Source organism: Trinickia caryophylli (assembly GCF_034424545.1).
GTDB classification, from domain to species: Bacteria; Pseudomonadota; Gammaproteobacteria; order Burkholderiales; family Burkholderiaceae; genus Trinickia; species Trinickia caryophylli.
In genome coordinates this window covers 429,405-447,733 of sequence record NZ_CP139971.1, presented here as the reverse complement: position 1 = coordinate 447,733, position 18,329 = coordinate 429,405, and the positions used below count along the sequence as shown (strand labels likewise).

Sequence of the window (18,329 nt, the reverse complement as noted above, 5' to 3'; positions counted from 1 at the left end):
CGGGGGCCTGCGCCGGGTGATCGGCGGGCGGAAAGGAGGCGGCGACGGGAAGGCCGAAAGCGGCTGTTCGGCGCGGCGAGGGTCACGAAGACGTCGTTCCCTCGCCGCCTTCAGCGTAGTATGGCGCCATATCGTTCTTTCGTTTACGGGGGGCGCGCATGCGATTAGCAGATTTCATCGTGCGAAATATCGAGCCTATCCTCGCACAATGGGACGAATTTGCGGCCACGCTTTTGCCGAGTGCGGGAAGAATGAGCGCGTCCGCCCTGCGTGACCACGCACGGCAGATTCTCGAAGCTGTGGCCAAGGACATATCCACGCCCCAAACGCTGGAAGCGCAACGGGAAAAATCCCGGGGGCGCGCGCCCAAGGCGGTCGACGCCCCGGAAACGGCCGCGCAGACACATGCACTGCTGCGAGCGCGAAGCGGTTTCACCATCAACCAGATGGCCGCCGAGTATCGTGCGCTGCGTGCCAGTGTGCTGCGCTTGTGGATGGACGAGTGTCGGGCGGAGGCCCCGAATCAGGACGACATGATCCGGTTCAATGAAGCCATCGATCAAGCCTTGGCGGAATCTGTCGCCTTTTTCAACGAACAGGTCGAACAGGCTCGCAACCTGTTGCTCGGCATGCTCGGCCACGATATGCGAAGCCCGCTGCAAACGATTCAAATGACCGCATCGTATCTCGCGGCGCTGAACGCAGGGGGGGACGTGTCGGATGCCGCCGCCCGGTTGATCAGGAGCGGTGCCCGCATGCAAAGCCTGCTCGATGATCTGTGCGATTTCAATCGAACGAAGTTGGGGCTGGGGATCAACATCGTGCCTCGCGACATCGATCTGGCGCAGGTGTTGGCCGACGAAGTCGATCAACTGCGCGCCGTTTATCCCGATCGCCGGATCGATCTGGAGGTGCGGGGCGACACGCGAGGGACTTGGGACGGCCAGCGTATGCAGCAATTGCTCAGCAACCTGGTGGTCAATGCCATCAAATATGGTGCGCCGGATATGCCGATTGGCGTGGTGGTGGCAGGGGGCGACGCCGAGGTCCGCATCGAAGTCCGGAACCGCGGTCCCGCCATCGACGGGCCGACGCTGGAGCGCATCTTCGAGCCGCTCCAGCGCGGCACCGGGCGGCCGGACAAGACCCGCGGCAACGACGGCCTGGGGCTGGGGCTCTATATCGCAAGCGAAATCGCCAAGGCCCACCGCGGCGCGATCGACGTCCGCTCCGATCGGACGGAGACGGTGTTCGTCGTGCGTCTGCCGCGCCGCGCGCGCGGGTAGTCCATCTGCTTTGCACGATGATCGTCGGCCCACTCTCATGCGTTGTCGAAGTGCAAAAAAAAAGCCCTGCAACGGGGCGCGTGCAGGGCTTGAAAGGGCCCGTGGCGGGCCGGTTTCGCAGGGGCGATCCTTGCGCGGCGCTCAGCGGTTCTGGAAGCTTTGCAACACGGTGAGCAGGCTCGTCAGATTGTCGGCGACGCCGCCCTGCGAGACTTTTTCCGTTGCGGCCGCGTCGGCCATCGTGTTCATGCTGTAGATCTGCATGACACCCTGGTTGGCGGCGGCCTGGGCCAGCGTGTTCTGCTGCTGCTGCGCGGAGACGGCGTTTTCGAACAGGATGCCGGTCGAATGGGCCATCGTCTGGTAGATCGAGCCCATCGCCATCGCCGGTGCCTCGGCGAGCACTTTCACGTTCGATTGCGTGACGGCGTCGGTGATCTGGTTGTTGACGGAAGTGGGAAACGTCATTGCTGTTCTCCTAAGTTGACTTGATTAGCGTAGGCGATTGCGCGCTCAGCGGTTCTGGAAGCTTTGCAGCACCGTCATCAGGCTCGCGAGGTTGTCGGACACGCCGGCCTGGCTGACCTTTTCGGTGCTCGCGGCATCGGCCATCGTGTCGACGCTGTAGATCTGCATGACGCCGGTGTTCGCGGCGGCTTGCGAGAGCGTGTTCTGCTGCTGCTGGGCCGAAATCGTGTTCTCGAACAAAACGCCGGTGGAATGAGCCATCGTCTGGAACATCGAGCCCATCGCCATCGCCGGGCTTTGCGCGAGCACGTTGACGTTGGCCTGTGTGACCGCATCCGTGATCTGGCTGTTGACATCCGTGTTGTGAGCCATTGTCTATCTCCCGTAGGTCGATACGGCTTTTAGCGGCGGAACGACTGCAGCACCGTCATCAGGCTCGTCAGGTTATCGGCAATGCCGCCTTGCGAGACCTTTTCCGTGCCGGCGGCACCCGCCATCGTATCGACGCTGTAGATCTGCATGACGCCCATGTTCGTTGCGGCTTGCGTCAGCGTGTTTTGCTGCTGCTGCGCCGAGATGGCGTTCTCGAACAGCACGCCCGTCGAATGCGCCATCGTCTGGTACATCGAGCCGAGTGCCATGGCCGGAGATTCGGCCAGCACCTTGACGTTCGACTGCGTCACGGCATCGGTGATCTGGTCGTTGACCGAGGTCGGAAAGCTCATGAGTTGCTCCTGTTCAGATTGATAACGATGCACACGGAAGAAGCGCCATCCGTCAGGTCCGTCGGCACCCGGTGTGCTATTGCTAGGACGCTTGACCGCTTCCGGCGTGAACGTCAGTGGAGGCCTGTGCCGGCGAGCTCGACGCGGCAGCTTGTGCCGTGGCCTGGCCATTCGCCGCCGCACGCTGCGCGTCTTCTTCGGCAAGACGCTGGATGAGTGCCTGCAGCTGCGACACGAGCGGCCCGATGGTCTGGTTGAAGCAGTTCTCCACCTCCTGCCGGGCCAGATTCGAAAGATGCTCGGCAATCTGCGTGAGCGCGAGACGCGTGCCCGGCTGCAGGCCCGACATTCCGGGCTGCAGGGTGGACGGGCGCAGCTCAGCGAGCGAGCTACAGCTCTCGAGCAGCTTCAAGATGGCCTGCTCTTCCTTTTCCTGCACTTGCAGCGCTTTGGTGGAACTCGCCTGAATCGACTCGAGAATGCCGCGCATGCCCGTACCCGCGCGCGTGCGTGCCTGGGCGACTGCTTGCTGCGCTTGTTGCTGGGCCTGCTGCGGAGCGCTCGAAGCAGGCCCCGGCTGGCGCTGGAACCCCTGCTGGAATTTGGCCAGTTGCGCCTCCTCGTCCGGTTGCAGCGGGCGATTCAGATACTGCTCGGCAATCCGGCGCAATCCAGGGTTGAGCGTTTCGTCAGCCATGGCTGCTGTCCTGCGATTGGCTCACGAGCGGAGCCAATGCGCTGCGGATCGACAGCAATGCATGCACGACGCCGAGAAACTTGCTGTCGTCGTGGCCCGCCGTCGCATTCGTCACGGCGTTGGCCCAATTGCCGAGGTGATTGCTCAGCAGCTTCGAGGCAACCTCGTGCAGGCTGTTCAGTTCTTCTTGCATGGCTTCTCTCCTGGGTGATGATTGGCAAATGTCGACAGCCCCGGCGACGGCAGGTCGGCAAGGCTCATTCGTAGGACGCGGGCACGCGGCGGGCGTGAACCGTCACGCGCTGACGGGCGTTTCGAACAGCGCCTGCTCCGCAAGCCGGCGTTTCGTGAGCCCGTCGTACACCTTCCCGCCCGCCCGGTTCCAGCGCGGGAACTGCGCGGCGGCGCCCTGATAGTCGCCCGCATTCAAAAGCCGCAGCAGTGTCGAGCTGCCGAGGTTGCCGAGCCCGAGGTTGTAGCTGAAGCTGACGAGCGCCGAGAACTGGTTTTCGTTGAGGGCAACCGTGACGAGCTTCGACACGCCTGTCTCGAAGCCGGCAAGATCGCCGCACAGCATCTGATCGGCCTGACTTTGCGTGATGACGAGGCCGGGGGTCACGTCCGATCCCGTATGTCCATATCCGATGGTCCAAACGCCGACTACGTCCTGATAGGCGATGAGGCGCAGCCCCTCGAATTGCTTGATGAGGGCGAGGCCGGCTTGGTTCGTTTTCATGGGGCGTATCTCCTTGGCTGAGTCACGGTGATAAAGGGACGCCGATTCGTAGCCTCTTGTGAAAACGCGATGCTCGTGGTGAGAAACGAACGGGGAACGGCCCGCTCGACGGCCGGGGTACGCGGGCCGTCAAGCGGGCTTGGCGTTCGTTGTAAGTGAATTATTCTGGTATAGCTTATATAAATTTAATGGCAATTAGAGTTGTGCTAGATTTTTATGATTGATTTACGGGGTGGTTGTGTCTTGTGTTGTGATGCGTGATGGCCTGCCTCGTTCCGAGGGGCGTTGGTTAAACGATGATATTGAGGATAGGGAGGTTTAATGAATCTAACGGCGGCAATTTCAATCGGTTTGACGGCAATGGGTGTGAGCGCGGCCGCGTGCGCGAAGCCATCCATCGATTTCGTGCTCGGCAAGGGCGTCACGGGGGCTCTTGGTTCCATTCAATGCCTTTCCGAGCAAGCCGGGATCGCCTCGCGGCACACCACCGTTCAGGGACAGCAGGTGGAGGGTGCCGTCGAAGTGCCGTTACAGCCTCTTCTTGCTGGCGGCGAGGGTAAGTACACGATCACCTGCACGGTGGTAGAGGGGCAGAGCGGGGGCAGCTACACGGCGCAGTTCGAAGGCGTCAAATTCCGCGAGGGAAAGCACGGAACGGAGGCCGCACGGTACGATGAACATGGCTTTGCGTATGGCGTAAAGATCCCGATTTCTCAGACTATCAATGCCTGCTATGACAAATGGAATCGCGTCATGATCGAACCGTGTATGCGTGAATATTACGGCAAGAAGCGGTATTACCTGAGTTCGACGATCGGAATAGAAAATGTCCGCTTTGAATACAATGCGGAATATTCATCGAATGTTGGCGTGTTCATCGAAAATAACCCGAAATATAGTGCACCTTGATGCCGCTCACGGGCTTCAATACCGCGGAAGACGCTTTCATGTTCGCCAGCAACGCACGCGACGAGCCGAACGGGTCGATCTACCCGCGGCTTGTGCGTGCGCATGCATCAGCGATCTTTCAGCCCGGCCGATCGGCGGCCGCCTGTGGAACGAGGGAAGCGTCGGCACCGCTGTCGAGCCAAAGCTGCAAGCATTGCGTGAACGCAGGGGAGACGCCGCCGAACCATTGCGCGAGCGCAGCGCCCTGCTCGTCCCATTGTTTTCTCGCCGCTTGCTGAGCGGCGCATAACGCCAGCAGGTTGTCGCCTTCTCCACGCGAGCTGAGCAATTGGGCCGTCAAGGCATAGACCTGGCTGCGCCACTGTGCGGTGCCTTGCAGTTGCCAATCTATCAGCCGCTTTGAAAGCTCGTGGCTCGTATCGCCACATTGCCGACAGAATTCCACGAACCCCGGCGTGTCGGCACGCTCATGCCATTCGCTCAGCCACTGTTGCTGGGTCGCTTGCATACGTTCGCTCAATTGCTGGTTCGCGTCGAGAAGAGCGCTGGCCGCCTGCTTCCATTGGGTGGCCGATGGCACGCGTGAGAGCGCGAGATCGAGCATCGATGACCAGGCGGACCAGCCATTCGGTTCCGAACCGGTGCGCGTATGCGAGGTTTGCGTACTCATTGCTTTTCCTTTCATTGGCGGGGGCTGAGAAGGCGCCTGATCATTGCGTACACGGCCGACATCTGCGGCGCGTCCTTCGTGTAAAACGTCGGGTGCGCGGGATCCTTGCTGCTGTATCCCCAGAAGTCCCAGCAGCCTTGCGGGTTGCGGGCGGGGTCGGTGCGAATCTGCGGATAGAGCACGACAATACGGTTGCTATCGGCTATCTCGTTGTAACCGGTGGTGGTGTACAGGCGATTGCCGATGCGTCCATCCTCCTGCGTACAGCCGTGAAAGACCACATGAACGCGGCAGCTCGCCGTCCGGCACGCGGCGGGGATATACGCATGCCCGACATCCGAGAGGCCCGTGTAGCCGGCGCCTCGCGTGAATTCGGTCTGATCGAAATCGACAAGTTCTCCGCTGGGCTTGGCGGCCGCCGCGTTCAGAACGCCGTACAACTGCCGAAGAATTTCGTGCGACTGCACGAACCCGCAATTGTTGAGATTCGGCGCGGCGTTGGCGGCGCATTTCAGATCTTTGTCGTTCGCGGTAATGAACGCGTGCCCGGCGTTGACATTGTCGACGTACTTGATCTGCTGATCGGGCACCCCTGCGTCGCGATAAAAGTCCCGCGTCTGCGCCACGACTTTCGGCAGCACGATGCTGTCGGCGGCCCCTGTGAAGACGTAAAGGCGTTGGCGCTTGATGTTGTCCACCGGGTCGATCAGCTTTTCGGCCGCAAACTGCTGTGCGGCTTTCCACGCGGCAGCCGCGGAAGGCGCCGGCCCCGGCGGCTGCATGCATTGCGTCGTTGCAGTCGTCAGAAAGCGCTCGGAGCCGGAGAGGCTACCGAGGCCCGCGCAATAAAATGGTCCGCCGGCAACGATGCCTACCCCCGCGATCGATGCCGAGTAGGCTACACCGAACTGCCCTGCCATGAATGCGCCCGACGACAGACCCGATACGGTCACTTGTTTCGCGTCGGCGGCGAGCGGCGGTAGCGGCGGCGCGGCAGATGTGGCAGACGCGGCGAGCGGGCCTGCCACAAGCGCGGCCAGCATGAATTTGACGAGATTGGGGGAGCGGGCTTGCAGCAGTCGCATGTTCTGTTCTCCTGAAAGAGTTCCTGACGCTACTTCTTCACCTTTTGCAATTCATTGATGCCGGACCAGCCTATGAACACCAATCCCATTTCGGTCGTGCTGAACGAATAGGGCAGTCCGGCAAGAATGCCCATTGCCACGCCCTTGGCGAGTGCCATGCCGAGCGGGTCTTTCTCGATGCAGTGCTGCGTGAGCGCGGTGCTGATGGTGGTGGCGATCAGCAACACCATGCCGGCGCCGAGGTAAAAGCGCGCTTTCTCGTACGGCGGAAGCGCCTTTCCCATGTCGAGCAGCAGCATGTCCCATAGCTTGTCCATGGCCACAGTCACGATGGCGGCGAGCAGATGAACCGGGCTCTTTCCCAACTGCCCAACGGGGCTGGGCAGGCTCGTTTTCGATAGGGCTGCGTTCGGCTCTTCGTTCGGCGAGGACATGGCGGTGAACGGGCTTGATGGCGGGTGCGGCGGATGACACACTTACAAACGCGCGTGCCGTGCGGTTGTGAAGCGCGCGGCGTTCAATACGAAAGCGACGAATCCGCAATGTTGTCCGCAGCGTGGCGATAGGGCGCCTCCGATACGGCGATGTCGCCGTAAAAGGGCGTGTCATAGATAAGCGTGGCCGCCAGCACGATCGAAATCGAGATCGCGAGTCCCGCGACGAGTGCGAGGTGCAGCGACTTGCGTGGAATATGCATCATCCACGCGAAGAGAATCAGCATCAGTTCGCCAAGCAGGTTGATGATCCAGATTTCTTCGGGAATCGTCGTGTCGAGATTGGCAAGCCGCGCATGCCGCGCGGCGTAAAGCTGATTGAGCTGCACCTGTGTTTGCTGCAGATAGGCGACCTGCTTTGGCGTGGCGGGATCGTAGTCTCGCAGCACCGTGCTCAGCGTGGCCAGTTGCGGTGCGGCCGGCTCGATCGGCAGACCGCGCATCTGGCGCGGCCACTCGTCACGCATGACACCGCGCAGATACTCGAGCAGCGGTGCTTGAACGCGGCGCGCAAGCTCAGCGGATCCTTCTACGGCGGTTCGATAAAATGCGGCTGCGCGCGTGGCTTCGTGCTGGGTGGCATCGACAGCGGCGTCGAAGTGCGTGACGGCGCGCACGAGCATCGTGGCGATGATGAGCCCGTAGAACACGCCGCCGACGGCCATGATCGTTCCGACTTCGCCGTTGTGCGCGTGCGCCTGCTCGCGCGGGGCAATCTTGCGGACCGCGATTTTGCCGGCGAAGGTCATGCCTACTCCGAAGCCCGACCAGGCGACGATCTGCAGGCTGGAAGGCAACGAAATGAAGTTGATGAGCATGGACATCATCTCTGCATTCGCGAGTTCGGTGCGGCTGCCCGCTCAGCCCTTCTTGTCGAGCAGCGCCTGGTATTTATTGAGGCTCTGGTCGATCTTGTCCAGCGCGAAGTGAGCCGCTTCTCCCTCGATCGCGCCGGCCGCCGCGGCAACGGCGGCCGCGGTGCCGACGAGCAGGTCGGTGATGAGCACGCCCAGCGCATCTTCGGCCGCACCTTTTATGTCTTGCTGAACGAGCTTTTCCGTCATGTTTTTCAGCAAGACGCTCTTGCTGGCCAAGGCCAGCTTGCTTGCGCCGTCGAAGTAGTTTGCGGCGGACTGTGCCACGAGCCCGCCTGCCTGCGTGATCATCATGTTGGGGCCGACCGCGATCTGGTTGGCCGCATACGCCGCCGTCTCGCTGTTGGCTGTCTGAACCGCTTGAAGGATCTGGCTGTTCAGCGCATCGGTTGCCTGGGGCCCGGGCGTATTGCTCATCTGCGCCGTGAATCCGCTCAACGTGCTGGGCGGCGCGGTCGATGTGCTTCCGGTGCCTGCAGCGCTTCCGGTGCTTGCAGTGCTTCCGGTGCCTGCAGTGCTTCCGGTGCTTGCAGTGCCGGCGGCGCTATCGCCTCCACTGCCGGCGGTGGTCGGTGCCGCGGGCGTGGGAGCGGCATCGCCGGCCTGGGCTTGCGTGCCGCTTGCCGCCGGCGCGGCGGCGGAAGTCTTGCCGCTGAAGAAGTCCTTGAGGCTCATGGCAGGCGTCTCCTTTCACACGGCTTTAGTTTTTCTCGCCGATCGACATGATCATCGTCACAGCCTTCGATATCACGGCGCTCGAAATCTGATTGAGCGCCTGCTGGCTGTGAACGGCGTTTTGCAGCGACAGGCCGGCCGAGTGACTTGCCAATTGATAAAGCGAGGCAATGGCTTGAGCAGGTGCCTCCGCGACAACTTTGACGTTGGTCTGGGTGACGGCATCGGTGATTTGTCCGTTGACGGGCGTGTTGTCTGCCATGACGACTCCTGGGTACGGCATGGGGTTGATAAAAACGGCGGGTTCCGGGATGCTCCGCCGCGCGTGTATTGAAGAACGCGGCGGGGCGGCCCTTGTGAAGCGTTCAGCCTAGTTGCTGTCGCAACTTCTTGCGCAGAAGTTCGACGCGCTTGCGCGCGAGCGTCTCATTGATGCCGAGTACGGCTGCGATTTGCGGATAGGGGCGGTCTTCCTCGAACTTGAGCGCAAAGAGCGCTTGCTGCTGCGGCGTCAGCATCGACAAAGCGTGCTGCATTTGCGCCAGTTGCTCCTTGAGTAAAATCTGGTGCTCGGCCGGCGGTGCGTGGTCCGCGATTTCGATTACGCGATCGTCGTCGCAAAGCGTATCTCGCTCGATGACGCGATCTTCCCGGCCTCGTCGGCGCGCGTAATCGAGAAACGCATGGTTGAGTGCGAGAAAGAGAAAGCCCGAAAGATTCCTTACGCGCTCGGGCGAACGCTGCAGATAGAGGTGGACTTTGAGTGCCGTGTCGGACAGCAGCTCGTCGGCACGATGTATGTCTCCCTTGCAAAGCAGCCGCGCGCGGCGCCGGAGCTTTCCGTGCATTTCTCTCCAGGTGCGATCGAACTGAATCGCCGGCGAGCAGGTGGCATCCTCGGAATGTGTTGTGATCGTCATTCTGCGACCTCCGTGTGTGTGGAGGCCCAGAATCGCGGTAACGCAGTGCGCAACGCAGTCACGCGCGTAACAGCGAAAGACAGTGGCGCGAGAGAGGGCGTGCCGGTGCGCGTGCCCCGGCCATACCGGTACGGCGGCTTACGTTTCCGCGGCAATGTGCCGAAGCCGCTCGGGGTTCTCGATGCGAAGCACCTGAGCGCAAGGACGGATGAGCCCCTCGCGCTGCCAGCGCTGCAGCAGTGTGTTCAGCCGCGGTCGGCTCACGTTGAGCATGGCAGCCATGATGCTTTGATTGGCGGGCAGTCGTACTTCAGGATGGCTGCTGCCTTCCATGCGCGTGAGCAGATGGCGCGCGAGCCGCGCTTCCAATCGATAAAGGCACGCCGATTCGACGAAATCGCTGAGTTTCTCCAAACGGCCGCACAATTGTTGCTGAACCCGCGTCATCAATTCGGTATCGGCGCGCAGCGGGCCAAAATGCTGGGAATGCAGCAACGACACCTGGCAATCGGGGCTGAGTTGCGCCGTAAAGCTGCGGCGGTGAGGAAACAGCAGTGCGCTCTCTCCAACGAGCCCGCCCGCCAACGTGTAATCGAGAATGATTTCGCGCCCGCCCGGCTCGTGCAAGGTGTGATAAACGTGGCCGCGATGCACGAAAGCGATGAAATTTTCCGCGTCCCCCTTGAAAAATAACAAGCGATTTCTCTGTTTCGGCCAAGGTGTCAAATGTTTTTCGATATGTGCGACGAGTCTTTCCGACAACCCCCGCAGCAGCGGGGTGTCGCGTAGCGCGTGACCATCGGTAATGGAAAGCATGGCGTTTCCGGTTGTAGTTGTTCGACGATGCAACTACTCATCGGAAACGTCGTATTGAGATAACTGTGAATAAGGGCATCGCGCAGCCCTGTCTGTATTATCAGCCGGCGAGTTTACCTTTCCGTGCGACGATTTTGCGTAGGGCATACGTCTTTTCTTTCCAACGATGTATCCAGGTCGGGCCGGCCCGTTGCCGCCGTGCTTTCCGCTATAATGCGGCGCCGTTCGGCAAGTCGGCGCGGCCCGTCGCGAAAAACACGCGCAACCGGTTTGAAACGTTTTCTCGGAAACGTTTGCCGGTTTCCGGCCGCCGCGGCGTCTCCGCGCTTGCGCGCACCGTTTCGCACAAAAAAGAAGAAGCGGGCCTGGTCCCGCTCGTTCTCACCATCGCGAAAGGGCATTGCGTTTTGCATAGATTGCTCGCTATCATGCGCGCGGCGCTCCCCTTTTTAGCCGGTGCTGTACGTCCGCGGTAAAACCTGCGCCGCGGTCTTTGCATCGCGAGGCGCGTGCGTATGAACTGCCGCGCAACCGCGTCGCCAATCTCCCGGAGATACGGATCAGGTGCCGGATCTCCGGCCGCACCTGACGCGCAGTTCACTCAGACGGTTTTCGTTGTTTGCCCGACGCTTTGCCGTGGCGGCTCGCCGGGGCTCGATACCGTTTCGCCAGTCGTTTTTGGGCCGTGTTCGCGTATGCCCGGTACGCAGCACGGTCGTTTGCGATCCCGATTGCCGGCCACGGGCCGACCGCTATCGGGGGCATCGTCCGAGCGATGACATTCGCCGCGAGGTTGTTTTAGAACATTTGTTTTGAAATAGCCGCAAGAACAGTTCTTTGCCGTTTCCCAGACTGTTCTGTGCAGCGAGGAGACCAAACGAAATGGCCAGACCGAGAGAGTTCAACGAGTCGATTGTGCTCGACGCTGCGGTGCATCGATTCTGGATGCGAGGATACGAAGCGACGTCGATACGCGACTTGGCCGAAAGCATGGGAATGACGAGCGCGAGCCTCTATAACGCGTTCGGCGACAAGCGTTCGCTCTTTCGCCGCTCGCTCGAGCATTATGTCGAAGGCCGTTTCGGCGACCGCTTCAGCCGTTTCGAGGCGAGCCTTTCCCCGCGCGATGCGATCGATGCCTTCTTCCGGGAAGTCATCGAGTGCTCGGTAGGCGACGATGAGCGCAAGGGATGTTTGCTCGTCAATTCGGCACTCGAAGTTGCGCCGCACGATTCCGAATTTCAGCGGATGATTGCCGCTGCGCTCACCGGCGTGGAGGGGTTCTTTTTTCGCTGCGTGAAGGCAGGGCAGGCCAGCGGAGAAATTTCCGCCGACCACCCCGCCGAAGATCTCGCCTGCCTGTTGCTGGGCGCGTTGCTCGGCATTCGCGTGCTCGCGCGCTCGCGCCCCGAGCGTGCGCTGATGGAGGGTGTGCTTCGTCCGACGCTGGCGTTGCTCGACGCTTAGCCGTGCATCGCGGTCATTGCGGTCATGGCGGTCATGGCGCTAGGGCCGGCTGCCAGGGCGCGAAAATGCTCTGCGTGCCTTCTCGATTTGGCCGCGCATGACGCAGTCAGCGGCGTGATCGTTGACCAATCCCATTGCCTGCATCAAGGCGTACATCGTTGTGGGGCCGACGAATTTCCAGCCGAGCTTTTTGAGTGCCTTCGACAATGCAATCGATTCGCTGCAAGTGGAGGCGGTCTGCGGTTCGGGCAACTGTTCGGCGTCAGGCTCGTAGCGCCAGAAGAATGCGGCGAGCGATCCCTCCTGCGCGACGAGTTCCTGCGCCTTGCGCGCATTGTGAATCACGGCCTCGATCTTGCCGCGATGACGAACGATTCCGGCGTTGCTCAATAGCCGTTCGACGTCTCGTTCGGTGAAGCGTGCAATGCGATCGAAGTCGAAGTCGTGAAAGGCAGCGCGGAAATTTTCGCGTTTGGCCAGGATTGTCCGCCAACTGAGTCCCGACTGAAAACCTTCCAGGCAGAGCTTTTCGAAGAGGCGCCGGTCATCGCCGACCGGCCATCCCCATTCGATGTCGTGATAGGCGAGAAACTCGGGTGCGGCGCTGCACCAGCCACAGCGCGGCTTGCCGTCCGAGGCGATGACCGTCGAGTTCATGACAGCAGGGCTCCAAGGCGCGCGTCGAGCCGCATCGGCGTAATGCCGATGATCTGAGCGCGCACGACGCCGTGTGCCACGAAGGGATCGGCGCCCACGCGAGCCTCGAGCTCGGCGCGCGACGTGTTCGTGGCCAGCACGGCGCCGCCGCGCTCGTCATCGAGGCTGCCTGCAAGCAGAAATACGCCGTCGCTGAAACCTTGCTGAATCCAGTTCTTGTGGCCGCTCATGAATTCGGCCGACTTGTCTTTGTTATCGGAAAATTGCAGAAGCACGACGAACATCGGTGAGGCCCCCTGCGGGCTAAGGTGTGTGGATGCCGCGACGCGCGCGGCGTTTCGGGGTGACTGCCGAGACCCAGTCGAGCATCTGTCCGACTTCCTGCTCGATGAAGCGCTCGTCATGAAACGCGCTTGCCAATGAGGCAACGCCCTGGGCTCTCGCCAGCAAATGCATGGCAAGCCGGTCCGCGTCGTGCTCGTGGCCGAGTGCGGTGAATTGCTCGGCCAGCCAGGCGCGAAAAAGCGTGAGAAGCTCGTTCGCCCGATGTCGCAATGCGTGATCGAGCTTTGCCAACTCCGCGCATAGCGTGCCGACCGGGCACCCGTGCTTCATGATCTTCGAGCGGTTGACGATCAGGATGCGCACGAAGCGCTCGATTCGATCGTGGGGGCTCTTGCCGCGCCGTTCCCAGTCACCGAGCATCGCTCGGGTATTGCCGAGCCGCAGGTCGATGACGGCATCGAGGATTTCGTCTTTCGATTTGAAGTGGTGATAGAAGTTGCCGCGCGAAATGCCTACCGCATCGGCGATATCGGAGAACGACGTGTGTTCGTAGCCACGCTCGTAGAAGAGCCGATCGGCGGCGGTTACGATCAGTTCTCGTGTCGAGCGGTGGTTCATCGGCGTGGCGCGTAGGTGTTCTGCCTGAAAACGTAGGTTCGCTGCTGTCTAGGATGATCATCCTAATTGGGGTCGATGCTAGGGCAATCGTCCTAATTCGTCAAGCGCGTTAAGGCGGCATAAAGCGGCATAAAGCGGCGAGCGGTGGGGCCAACCGCGCTCGCCGATACCATCATCCCGCCAGCGCGAGACGCAACGGTTCACCACGCTCGAGCCGCGTGAGCCGGCTTCCCGCACCGAGGGTGTCAAAAGCCTCGGCGAGTTGCTGCTGAGTTTCGCGAAAATGCTTCCAACCTTCGTTGTGAATGGCCACGAGCGCGGCATTGGGGAACGCGTAGGCTGCCTCGAGCGCATCTTCGCTGCCCATCGTCATGTGAAACCGGCCGCGCGGTTCCGCGGCGCCCGTGTGAAGCATGACCACGCGCGGCGCGAACCGAGACGCGACTTCCGCCGTGCCGTGATACCAGACCGTATCGCCGGTCACATAGAGAAGATCGCCGGGTTCGTCGACACCGAGCGCAAAGCCGATCACGTCTCCCGAGTGCCTTTCGATGCCGATCGGCCCGTGCCGTGCGGGCGTGGCCGTGACGAAAAGGCGCTTGCCGTTGCGCGCCTCGAGCACCCGCGTCTCGAATGGGGCAAGGCCGCTCGCATTGCCGCCGAGCCGGCTCGCCCCCGCGCTCGTCGTGTAGACGACCGGCACGCGCGGCAGCATCGCGCGGCCTGCGTGATCGAGATTGTCGAGATGCTGGTCGTGGCTCAGCAACACGGCGTCGAGCGCGCCCACCTGCTCGACGCTCAGGGCCGGGCCCGACGTTTTTTCCATCCAGACGGGGGTTTTCTGATACAGGCCAGGTGCGTCGAACGTCGGATCGGTCAAGAGGCGAATGCCTTGGAACTCGATCAGGGCGGTCGGGCCGCCGATCAAGGTCAGCGTGATGGCGGAAGCGGACATGATGATCTCCTTGTTTATCGGGAGACCCATCGTAAGCAGGTGTCGAGCTTGTGAAAATTCGCTAATCTCTCTCAATGGCTGATCAAATTTGCACAACTCTCGATTGGGAAGACGTCCGCATTTTCGTCGCGCTGGCCCGGCACGGCAGCTTGTCGGGCGCGGCGCGCGCAATCTCCGTTACCCATGCGACCATATCGCGGCGCATTCAGGCGCTCGAGCGCACGCTCGGGGAAAAGCTCGTGGAGCGCCGGCCGGACGGATATGTGCTCACGCCGGGCGGTACCCGCGTGCTCAGCGCGGCAAGCGAGATGGAGGCGGCTGCCGCGAGGCTCGTGCGCGACGGGGGCGATGGCCGCGCGACGGGCCTCGTGCGAATCAATGCGTTGCCGAGCCTCACGCAAAGTTTTCTGAGCGCCCGGCTCGCGAAGCTGGCGGCCGAGCATCCCGCACTCGATCTCGATATTGCGGCCGACGTTCGTTCGGTCAGCCTCGAGCGGCGCGAAGCCGACGTCGCCTTGCGGCTGGGCCGCCCGCAAGATGGCGACGTCATCGGCAGCTTTCTCGTGAACGTGGGCTACGGCTTTTACGCGGCGCCGGCATGGCGGCGCCGCACCGAGGACGGTACGTCGCCCGTTTTCGTCGGCTTCGACGAGGCCAACGCGCATGTACCGGAGTCTCACTGGCTCAAGCGCCATTTTCCGCGCGCGCGAATCGCGATCGGCGCGAGCAGTCTGCTTGCCCAAGCCGCGGCTGCCAAGGCAGGTGCCGGCGTCGCGTTGCTGCCTCATTTCCTCGGCCGGGCCGACGAGGCGTTGATGCCCTGCGTGCTCGAACCAGCGCCGCCCACGAGGGAACTGTGGCTGCTCAGGCGCAGGCACAGCCGAAACGACACCGCTGTCAGAGTGGTCGTCGACTTTCTGACGAAGATTTTTTCGGACGAGCGCGCGCTCTTCGAAGGTTGAGCACCCGTCCAGCGTACGGTGGCGCGCCAGCGGCACAGGCGTCCGCCGTCATTACACCGCCTCGGCCCCGGCGGCCTGCCGCGCCGGATTCCATCGCTTTGTCCTGTTTGCGGCGTCGCCCCATCGGGGCGATCGACCGAGGGTATTCCCGTATGCAATATGGTTGCAAATTGATACCTGATCGACTAGCATTCGCATTGGTTTCATTTTAAAACCAGATGCGGGCTGTCGCCCTTGGCCCGTATCGCGTTCGTATCGAATGGCTCAACGCCGCGGCGGGAGAGCGCCGGTGGCAATGCCAGCCCGTCAACATCGAATCGGGAAACAACGACCCATGGACATCTCCTACGCTCGCTCCGGCCGAAATACAGTGGCACTGGCGGCCATCTGCCTCGCGCAACTCATGTTTGCGCTCGAAATTTCCAGCGTGCCAGTCATCTTGCCGACGTTGGAAAAGCTGTTGCAGGCCGAATTCAAAGACCTTCAATGGATCATGAACGCGTACACGATCGCCTGCACGACAGTGCTGATGGCGGCGGGCACGCTCGCGGACCGGTACGGCCGCAAGCTGATGTTCCTCATCAGCGTGATCGTTTTCGGCGTGGCTTCGCTCGTCTGCGGCCTCACGCAAAGCACCCCGCTGTTGATCGCCGGCCGGTTCGTCCAAGGCATGGGTGGCGGCTCGATGTTCATCTGCCTGATCGCGATTCTTTCGAATCAGTTCAAGGAGGGAACGGAGCGCGTCAAGGCATTCGGCATTTGGGGCATCTTCCTCGGCTTCGGCCTCGGCTTCGGCCCGATCATCGGCAGTGCGATAGCCGCCGTTTCCGGCTGGCAATGGGTCTTCCTCGTCCACGTTCCGCTTGCCGCGCTCACACTGTTCCTGGCGCTGGGTAGCGTTGACGAGTCGAGCGACCCGGAGGCGAGGAAGCTGGACTTTCTCGGCATCGTCACGCTTTCGCTCGCGGTATTCGGCCTCAGCTACTACATCACGCAAGGATCGGAGCTCGGCTTCACGAGCCGTACGTCGCTTTACATTCTCGCCGCCACGGTCGTGTGTTTCGTCGGGTTCCTGCTCGTGGAGCAATTCGCCGCTCACCCGATGTTCGACTTCTCGGTCTTTCGCATCCGCAAGTTCTCCGGCGCGATCATGGGGTCGATCGGCATGAACTTCAGCTTCTGGCCGTTCATCATCTTTTTGCCGATCTTCTATCAAAGCGGTCTTCATTACGACATCGTCACGGCCGGGTTCTCGCTGCTCGCCTATACGCTGCCGACGCTCGTCATTCCTCCGCTCGCCGAAAAGCTCTCGCACCGGTACCAACCGGGCGTGATCATCCCGCTCGGTATGTTCACGATCGGCCTCGGATTCATCCTGATGCGATTCGGTGCGGTTGCCGAGCACGCGAGCGGCCTGACGATGCTGCCGGGATCGCTGATCGCCGGTATCGGCCTCGGCCTCACGAACACGCCCACGACGAATACGACCACGGGCTCGGTACCGTCCAACCGCGCCGGCATGGCTTCGGGCATGGACATCAGCGCTCGTCTGATCAGCCTCGCGATCAATATTGCCGTGATGGGCTTCGTGCTCGTTGCCGGCATCGTCGATCACCTGAAGAACGCCTTGCCCACCGCATTCAGTGCCGTGGACCTGCAAACGCTTGCGGAAAGAATCGCCGCGGGCAGCGCGGGCTCCCTCGCGGAGCGGTTCCCCGCGCTCGCGCATGCCGACCCGACGGGTGCGATCATGCACGGCGCGCTCGTGCAAGGGTTCAGCTGGCTCATGCTCTATGGCGGCTTCGGTGTCTGGATCCTGGGTGCGATCAGCCTGTTGATCTTCGCGCCGCAACGCGCCGGGCAACCCGCGCGGACTTGAGCAGACATGGGGTGGCGCGCGCCGCGCTCGAGGCGGCGCGCGCAACGACAGGGCACCCTGCCTCGCGTGACGGGGTGCCCCCGCCGTATCCGTCTTGCCGGCATCGTCGCCGGTCTTCATTCACCCGCATTTTCCGTTTTCCGAGGAGCGTCCGATGGACGATCTCTTGAGCAACGTACTCGACGCCTATGGCGGCCTCGATCGTTGGAATGCCTTCAACGAACTGGCCGTGAAAAGCGCTACCGGCGGACCCTTCTGGGCGTCCAAAGGCATTCCGGAGAACCACGGCTGGGGCAATGTCACGATCAGGACGGCGCAGGAGTGGACGAGCATATCGCCTTACGATGCGCCAGACCACCGCATGACGTTTACGCCCGAGCGTGTGGTCATCGAAGACTTCGATCATCGGCTCGTGCAGGAACTGTCCGATCCGCGCGCGGCATTCGCCGGATACGGCGAGCACGCGTACTGGGACATTCCCCGCCGCGCCTACTTCAACGGCTACGCGCTTTGGACCTACCTCGCCACGCCGTTCCTGCTCGCGCTGCCGGGCGTTCAGGCACAAGAGGCCGCGCCCTGGTACGAAGACGGCGAAGTCTGGCGTGTGCTTCAGGTCGTGCTGCCCGATTCGCTCGCGAGCCACAGCAGCGAGCAGCGGTTCTACTTCGGGCCGGACTATCTGCTGCGGCGCCAGGATTACCATCTCGACGTTTCGGGCAAGGCCCGCGTGGCGCACTACGTGTCCGACCACGCCGAAGTCCAGGGCCTGCGTTTCCCTACACGGCGCCATGCCTATGCGCGCGGTGTCGACGACGAGCCCGATCGCAACCGGCTGCTCGTGTGGATCCGCTTCACCGATTTTCGTCTGCGCTGACAAGCGCATTCCCGCTTTGCAAGTGCCCGGCTGGCCTATCGAGCGAAACCGGATGCGCCTTGGTGCAGGCCGACCGCTCTGCGGCCAATCTCAGGCGGGTTTGTTCTCGCCCGGTCTGAGTTTTATAATGGAACCAGTTGCACTGCGGTTTCGCACGACATTGTTGTTCGAAGTTGCGGCGCGTCCATGGTCTGGTACTCGATGAAGGTCGAACCAGGGTCTTCGGCGGTACGTTGCCGTGACGTACTCGATCGAGGCCGGCCGGACCAGTCTCTG

The 18,329-nt window shown here is 61.9% G+C and carries 25 protein-coding genes; 7 read left to right on the top strand and 18 right to left on the bottom strand.

Features of this window, described 5'->3' with window-relative positions:
* The first annotated feature begins 158 nt into the window (after window positions 1-158).
* Window positions 159-1,286: a sensor histidine kinase gene (locus U0034_RS21250; protein ID WP_085225039.1), complete on the top strand. Its 1,128-nt coding sequence runs from the start codon at window positions 159-161 to the stop codon at window positions 1,284-1,286.
* 141 nt (window positions 1,287-1,427) lie between these two features.
* Here the strand turns inward: U0034_RS21250 and U0034_RS21245 are convergent, their stop codons facing one another.
* The 6 genes from U0034_RS21245 to U0034_RS21220 form a co-directional block, all read right to left on the bottom strand.
* Window positions 1,428-1,754: a RebB family R body protein gene (locus U0034_RS21245; protein ID WP_085225041.1), complete on the bottom strand. Its 327-nt coding sequence runs from the start codon at window positions 1,752-1,754 to the stop codon at window positions 1,428-1,430.
* Window positions 1,755-1,799: 45 nt separating this feature from the next.
* Window positions 1,800-2,126: a RebB family R body protein gene (locus tag U0034_RS21240; RefSeq protein ID WP_085225043.1), complete on the bottom strand. Its 327-nt coding sequence runs from the start codon at window positions 2,124-2,126 to the stop codon at window positions 1,800-1,802.
* A 29-nt stretch (window positions 2,127-2,155) separates the two neighbouring features.
* Window positions 2,156-2,479, bottom strand: coding sequence for a RebB family R body protein (locus tag U0034_RS21235; RefSeq protein ID WP_085225045.1), 324 nt, complete (start codon window positions 2,477-2,479; stop codon window positions 2,156-2,158).
* An 82-nt stretch (window positions 2,480-2,561) separates the two neighbouring features.
* A complete protein-coding gene (locus U0034_RS21230; protein WP_085225047.1) occupies window positions 2,562-3,176 on the bottom strand; it encodes a hypothetical protein in 615 nt (204 codons plus the stop codon).
* Window positions 3,169-3,369, bottom strand: coding sequence for a hypothetical protein (locus U0034_RS21225; RefSeq protein WP_085225049.1), 201 nt, complete (start codon window positions 3,367-3,369; stop codon window positions 3,169-3,171). The genes U0034_RS21230 and U0034_RS21225 overlap by 8 nt, the downstream gene beginning before the upstream one ends.
* 102 nt (window positions 3,370-3,471) lie before the next feature.
* Window positions 3,472-3,912: a lysozyme gene (locus U0034_RS21220; RefSeq protein WP_085225051.1), complete on the bottom strand. Its 441-nt coding sequence runs from the start codon at window positions 3,910-3,912 to the stop codon at window positions 3,472-3,474.
* Window positions 3,913-4,233: 321 nt separating this feature from the next.
* Between U0034_RS21220 and U0034_RS21215 the strand changes: the two genes are divergently transcribed.
* Entirely contained in the window at window positions 4,234-4,821 is a 588-nt protein-coding gene (locus U0034_RS21215) for a hypothetical protein (protein WP_139831114.1), read from the top strand.
* Between the two features lie 118 nt (window positions 4,822-4,939).
* On the opposite strand, the gene U0034_RS21210 is transcribed toward U0034_RS21215, so the two are convergent.
* The 8 genes from U0034_RS21210 to U0034_RS21175 all read right to left on the bottom strand — a co-directional run bounded on the left by U0034_RS21210 (window position 4,940) and on the right by U0034_RS21175 (window position 10,356).
* Entirely contained in the window at window positions 4,940-5,491 is a 552-nt protein-coding gene (locus U0034_RS21210; RefSeq protein ID WP_085225056.1) for a hypothetical protein, read from the bottom strand.
* Between the two features lie 11 nt (window positions 5,492-5,502).
* A complete protein-coding gene (locus tag U0034_RS21205; RefSeq protein WP_085225058.1) occupies window positions 5,503-6,576 on the bottom strand; it encodes an extracellular catalytic domain type 2 short-chain-length polyhydroxyalkanoate depolymerase in 1,074 nt (357 codons plus the stop codon).
* 29 nt (window positions 6,577-6,605) lie between these two features.
* The gene (locus U0034_RS21200; RefSeq protein ID WP_139831115.1) at window positions 6,606-7,010 is read right to left on the bottom strand and encodes a hypothetical protein; all 405 of its coding nucleotides are present in this window, start codon (window positions 7,008-7,010) and stop codon (window positions 6,606-6,608) included.
* A gap of 83 nt (window positions 7,011-7,093) precedes the next feature.
* Window positions 7,094-7,897 (bottom strand): bestrophin-like domain, encoded by an 804-nt coding sequence (locus tag U0034_RS21195; RefSeq protein WP_085225062.1) that lies wholly within the window; start codon window positions 7,895-7,897, stop codon window positions 7,094-7,096.
* 33 nt (window positions 7,898-7,930) lie between these two features.
* Window positions 7,931-8,620 carry a hypothetical protein gene (locus U0034_RS21190; RefSeq protein WP_085225064.1) on the bottom strand — a complete coding sequence of 230 codons (690 nt, stop codon included), beginning with the start codon at window positions 8,618-8,620 and terminating at the stop codon, window positions 7,931-7,933.
* Window positions 8,621-8,645: 25 nt separating this feature from the next.
* Window positions 8,646-8,882 (bottom strand): RebB family R body protein, encoded by a 237-nt coding sequence (locus tag U0034_RS21185; RefSeq protein ID WP_085225066.1) that lies wholly within the window; start codon window positions 8,880-8,882, stop codon window positions 8,646-8,648.
* A 103-nt stretch (window positions 8,883-8,985) separates the two neighbouring features.
* Window positions 8,986-9,540 (bottom strand): RNA polymerase sigma factor, encoded by a 555-nt coding sequence (locus U0034_RS21180; RefSeq protein WP_233211909.1) that lies wholly within the window; start codon window positions 9,538-9,540, stop codon window positions 8,986-8,988.
* A 138-nt stretch (window positions 9,541-9,678) separates the two neighbouring features.
* Entirely contained in the window at window positions 9,679-10,356 is a 678-nt protein-coding gene (locus U0034_RS21175) for a Crp/Fnr family transcriptional regulator (RefSeq protein WP_085225067.1), read from the bottom strand.
* A gap of 65 nt (window positions 10,357-10,421) precedes the next feature.
* Between U0034_RS21175 and U0034_RS21170 the strand changes: the two genes are divergently transcribed.
* Window positions 10,422-10,832, top strand: a complete 411-nt coding sequence (locus U0034_RS21170; RefSeq protein ID WP_085225069.1) for a hypothetical protein — start codon at window positions 10,422-10,424, stop codon at window positions 10,830-10,832.
* Window positions 10,833-11,238: 406 nt separating this feature from the next.
* Window positions 11,239-11,823, top strand: a complete 585-nt coding sequence (locus tag U0034_RS21165) for a TetR/AcrR family transcriptional regulator (RefSeq protein ID WP_085225071.1) — start codon at window positions 11,239-11,241, stop codon at window positions 11,821-11,823.
* Between the two features lie 39 nt (window positions 11,824-11,862).
* On the opposite strand, the gene U0034_RS21160 is transcribed toward U0034_RS21165, so the two are convergent.
* The 4 genes from U0034_RS21160 to U0034_RS21145 form a co-directional block, all read right to left on the bottom strand.
* The gene (locus U0034_RS21160) at window positions 11,863-12,480 is read right to left on the bottom strand and encodes a DNA-3-methyladenine glycosylase I (protein WP_085225073.1); all 618 of its coding nucleotides are present in this window, start codon (window positions 12,478-12,480) and stop codon (window positions 11,863-11,865) included.
* Complete coding sequence (locus U0034_RS21155; RefSeq protein ID WP_085225075.1) at window positions 12,477-12,764, bottom strand: YciI family protein; 288 nt, start codon at window positions 12,762-12,764, stop codon at window positions 12,477-12,479. The genes U0034_RS21160 and U0034_RS21155 overlap by 4 nt, the downstream gene beginning before the upstream one ends.
* 19 nt (window positions 12,765-12,783) lie before the next feature.
* The gene (locus tag U0034_RS21150) at window positions 12,784-13,383 is read right to left on the bottom strand and encodes a TetR/AcrR family transcriptional regulator (RefSeq protein ID WP_085225077.1); all 600 of its coding nucleotides are present in this window, start codon (window positions 13,381-13,383) and stop codon (window positions 12,784-12,786) included.
* Window positions 13,384-13,555: 172 nt separating this feature from the next.
* Complete coding sequence (locus U0034_RS21145; RefSeq protein WP_085225494.1) at window positions 13,556-14,338, bottom strand: MBL fold metallo-hydrolase; 783 nt, start codon at window positions 14,336-14,338, stop codon at window positions 13,556-13,558.
* Between the two features lie 74 nt (window positions 14,339-14,412).
* Between U0034_RS21145 and U0034_RS21140 the strand changes: the two genes are divergently transcribed.
* From U0034_RS21140 to U0034_RS21130, 3 genes are all read left to right on the top strand, one after another.
* A complete protein-coding gene (locus tag U0034_RS21140; protein WP_085225079.1) occupies window positions 14,413-15,300 on the top strand; it encodes a LysR family transcriptional regulator in 888 nt (295 codons plus the stop codon).
* A 340-nt stretch (window positions 15,301-15,640) separates the two neighbouring features.
* Window positions 15,641-17,179, top strand: a complete 1,539-nt coding sequence (locus U0034_RS21135; RefSeq protein WP_085225496.1) for an MFS transporter — start codon at window positions 15,641-15,643, stop codon at window positions 17,177-17,179.
* Window positions 17,180-17,333: 154 nt separating this feature from the next.
* Window positions 17,334-18,053: a hypothetical protein gene (locus U0034_RS21130; protein WP_085225498.1), complete on the top strand. Its 720-nt coding sequence runs from the start codon at window positions 17,334-17,336 to the stop codon at window positions 18,051-18,053.
* The last annotated feature ends 276 nt before the right edge of the window (window positions 18,054-18,329 follow it).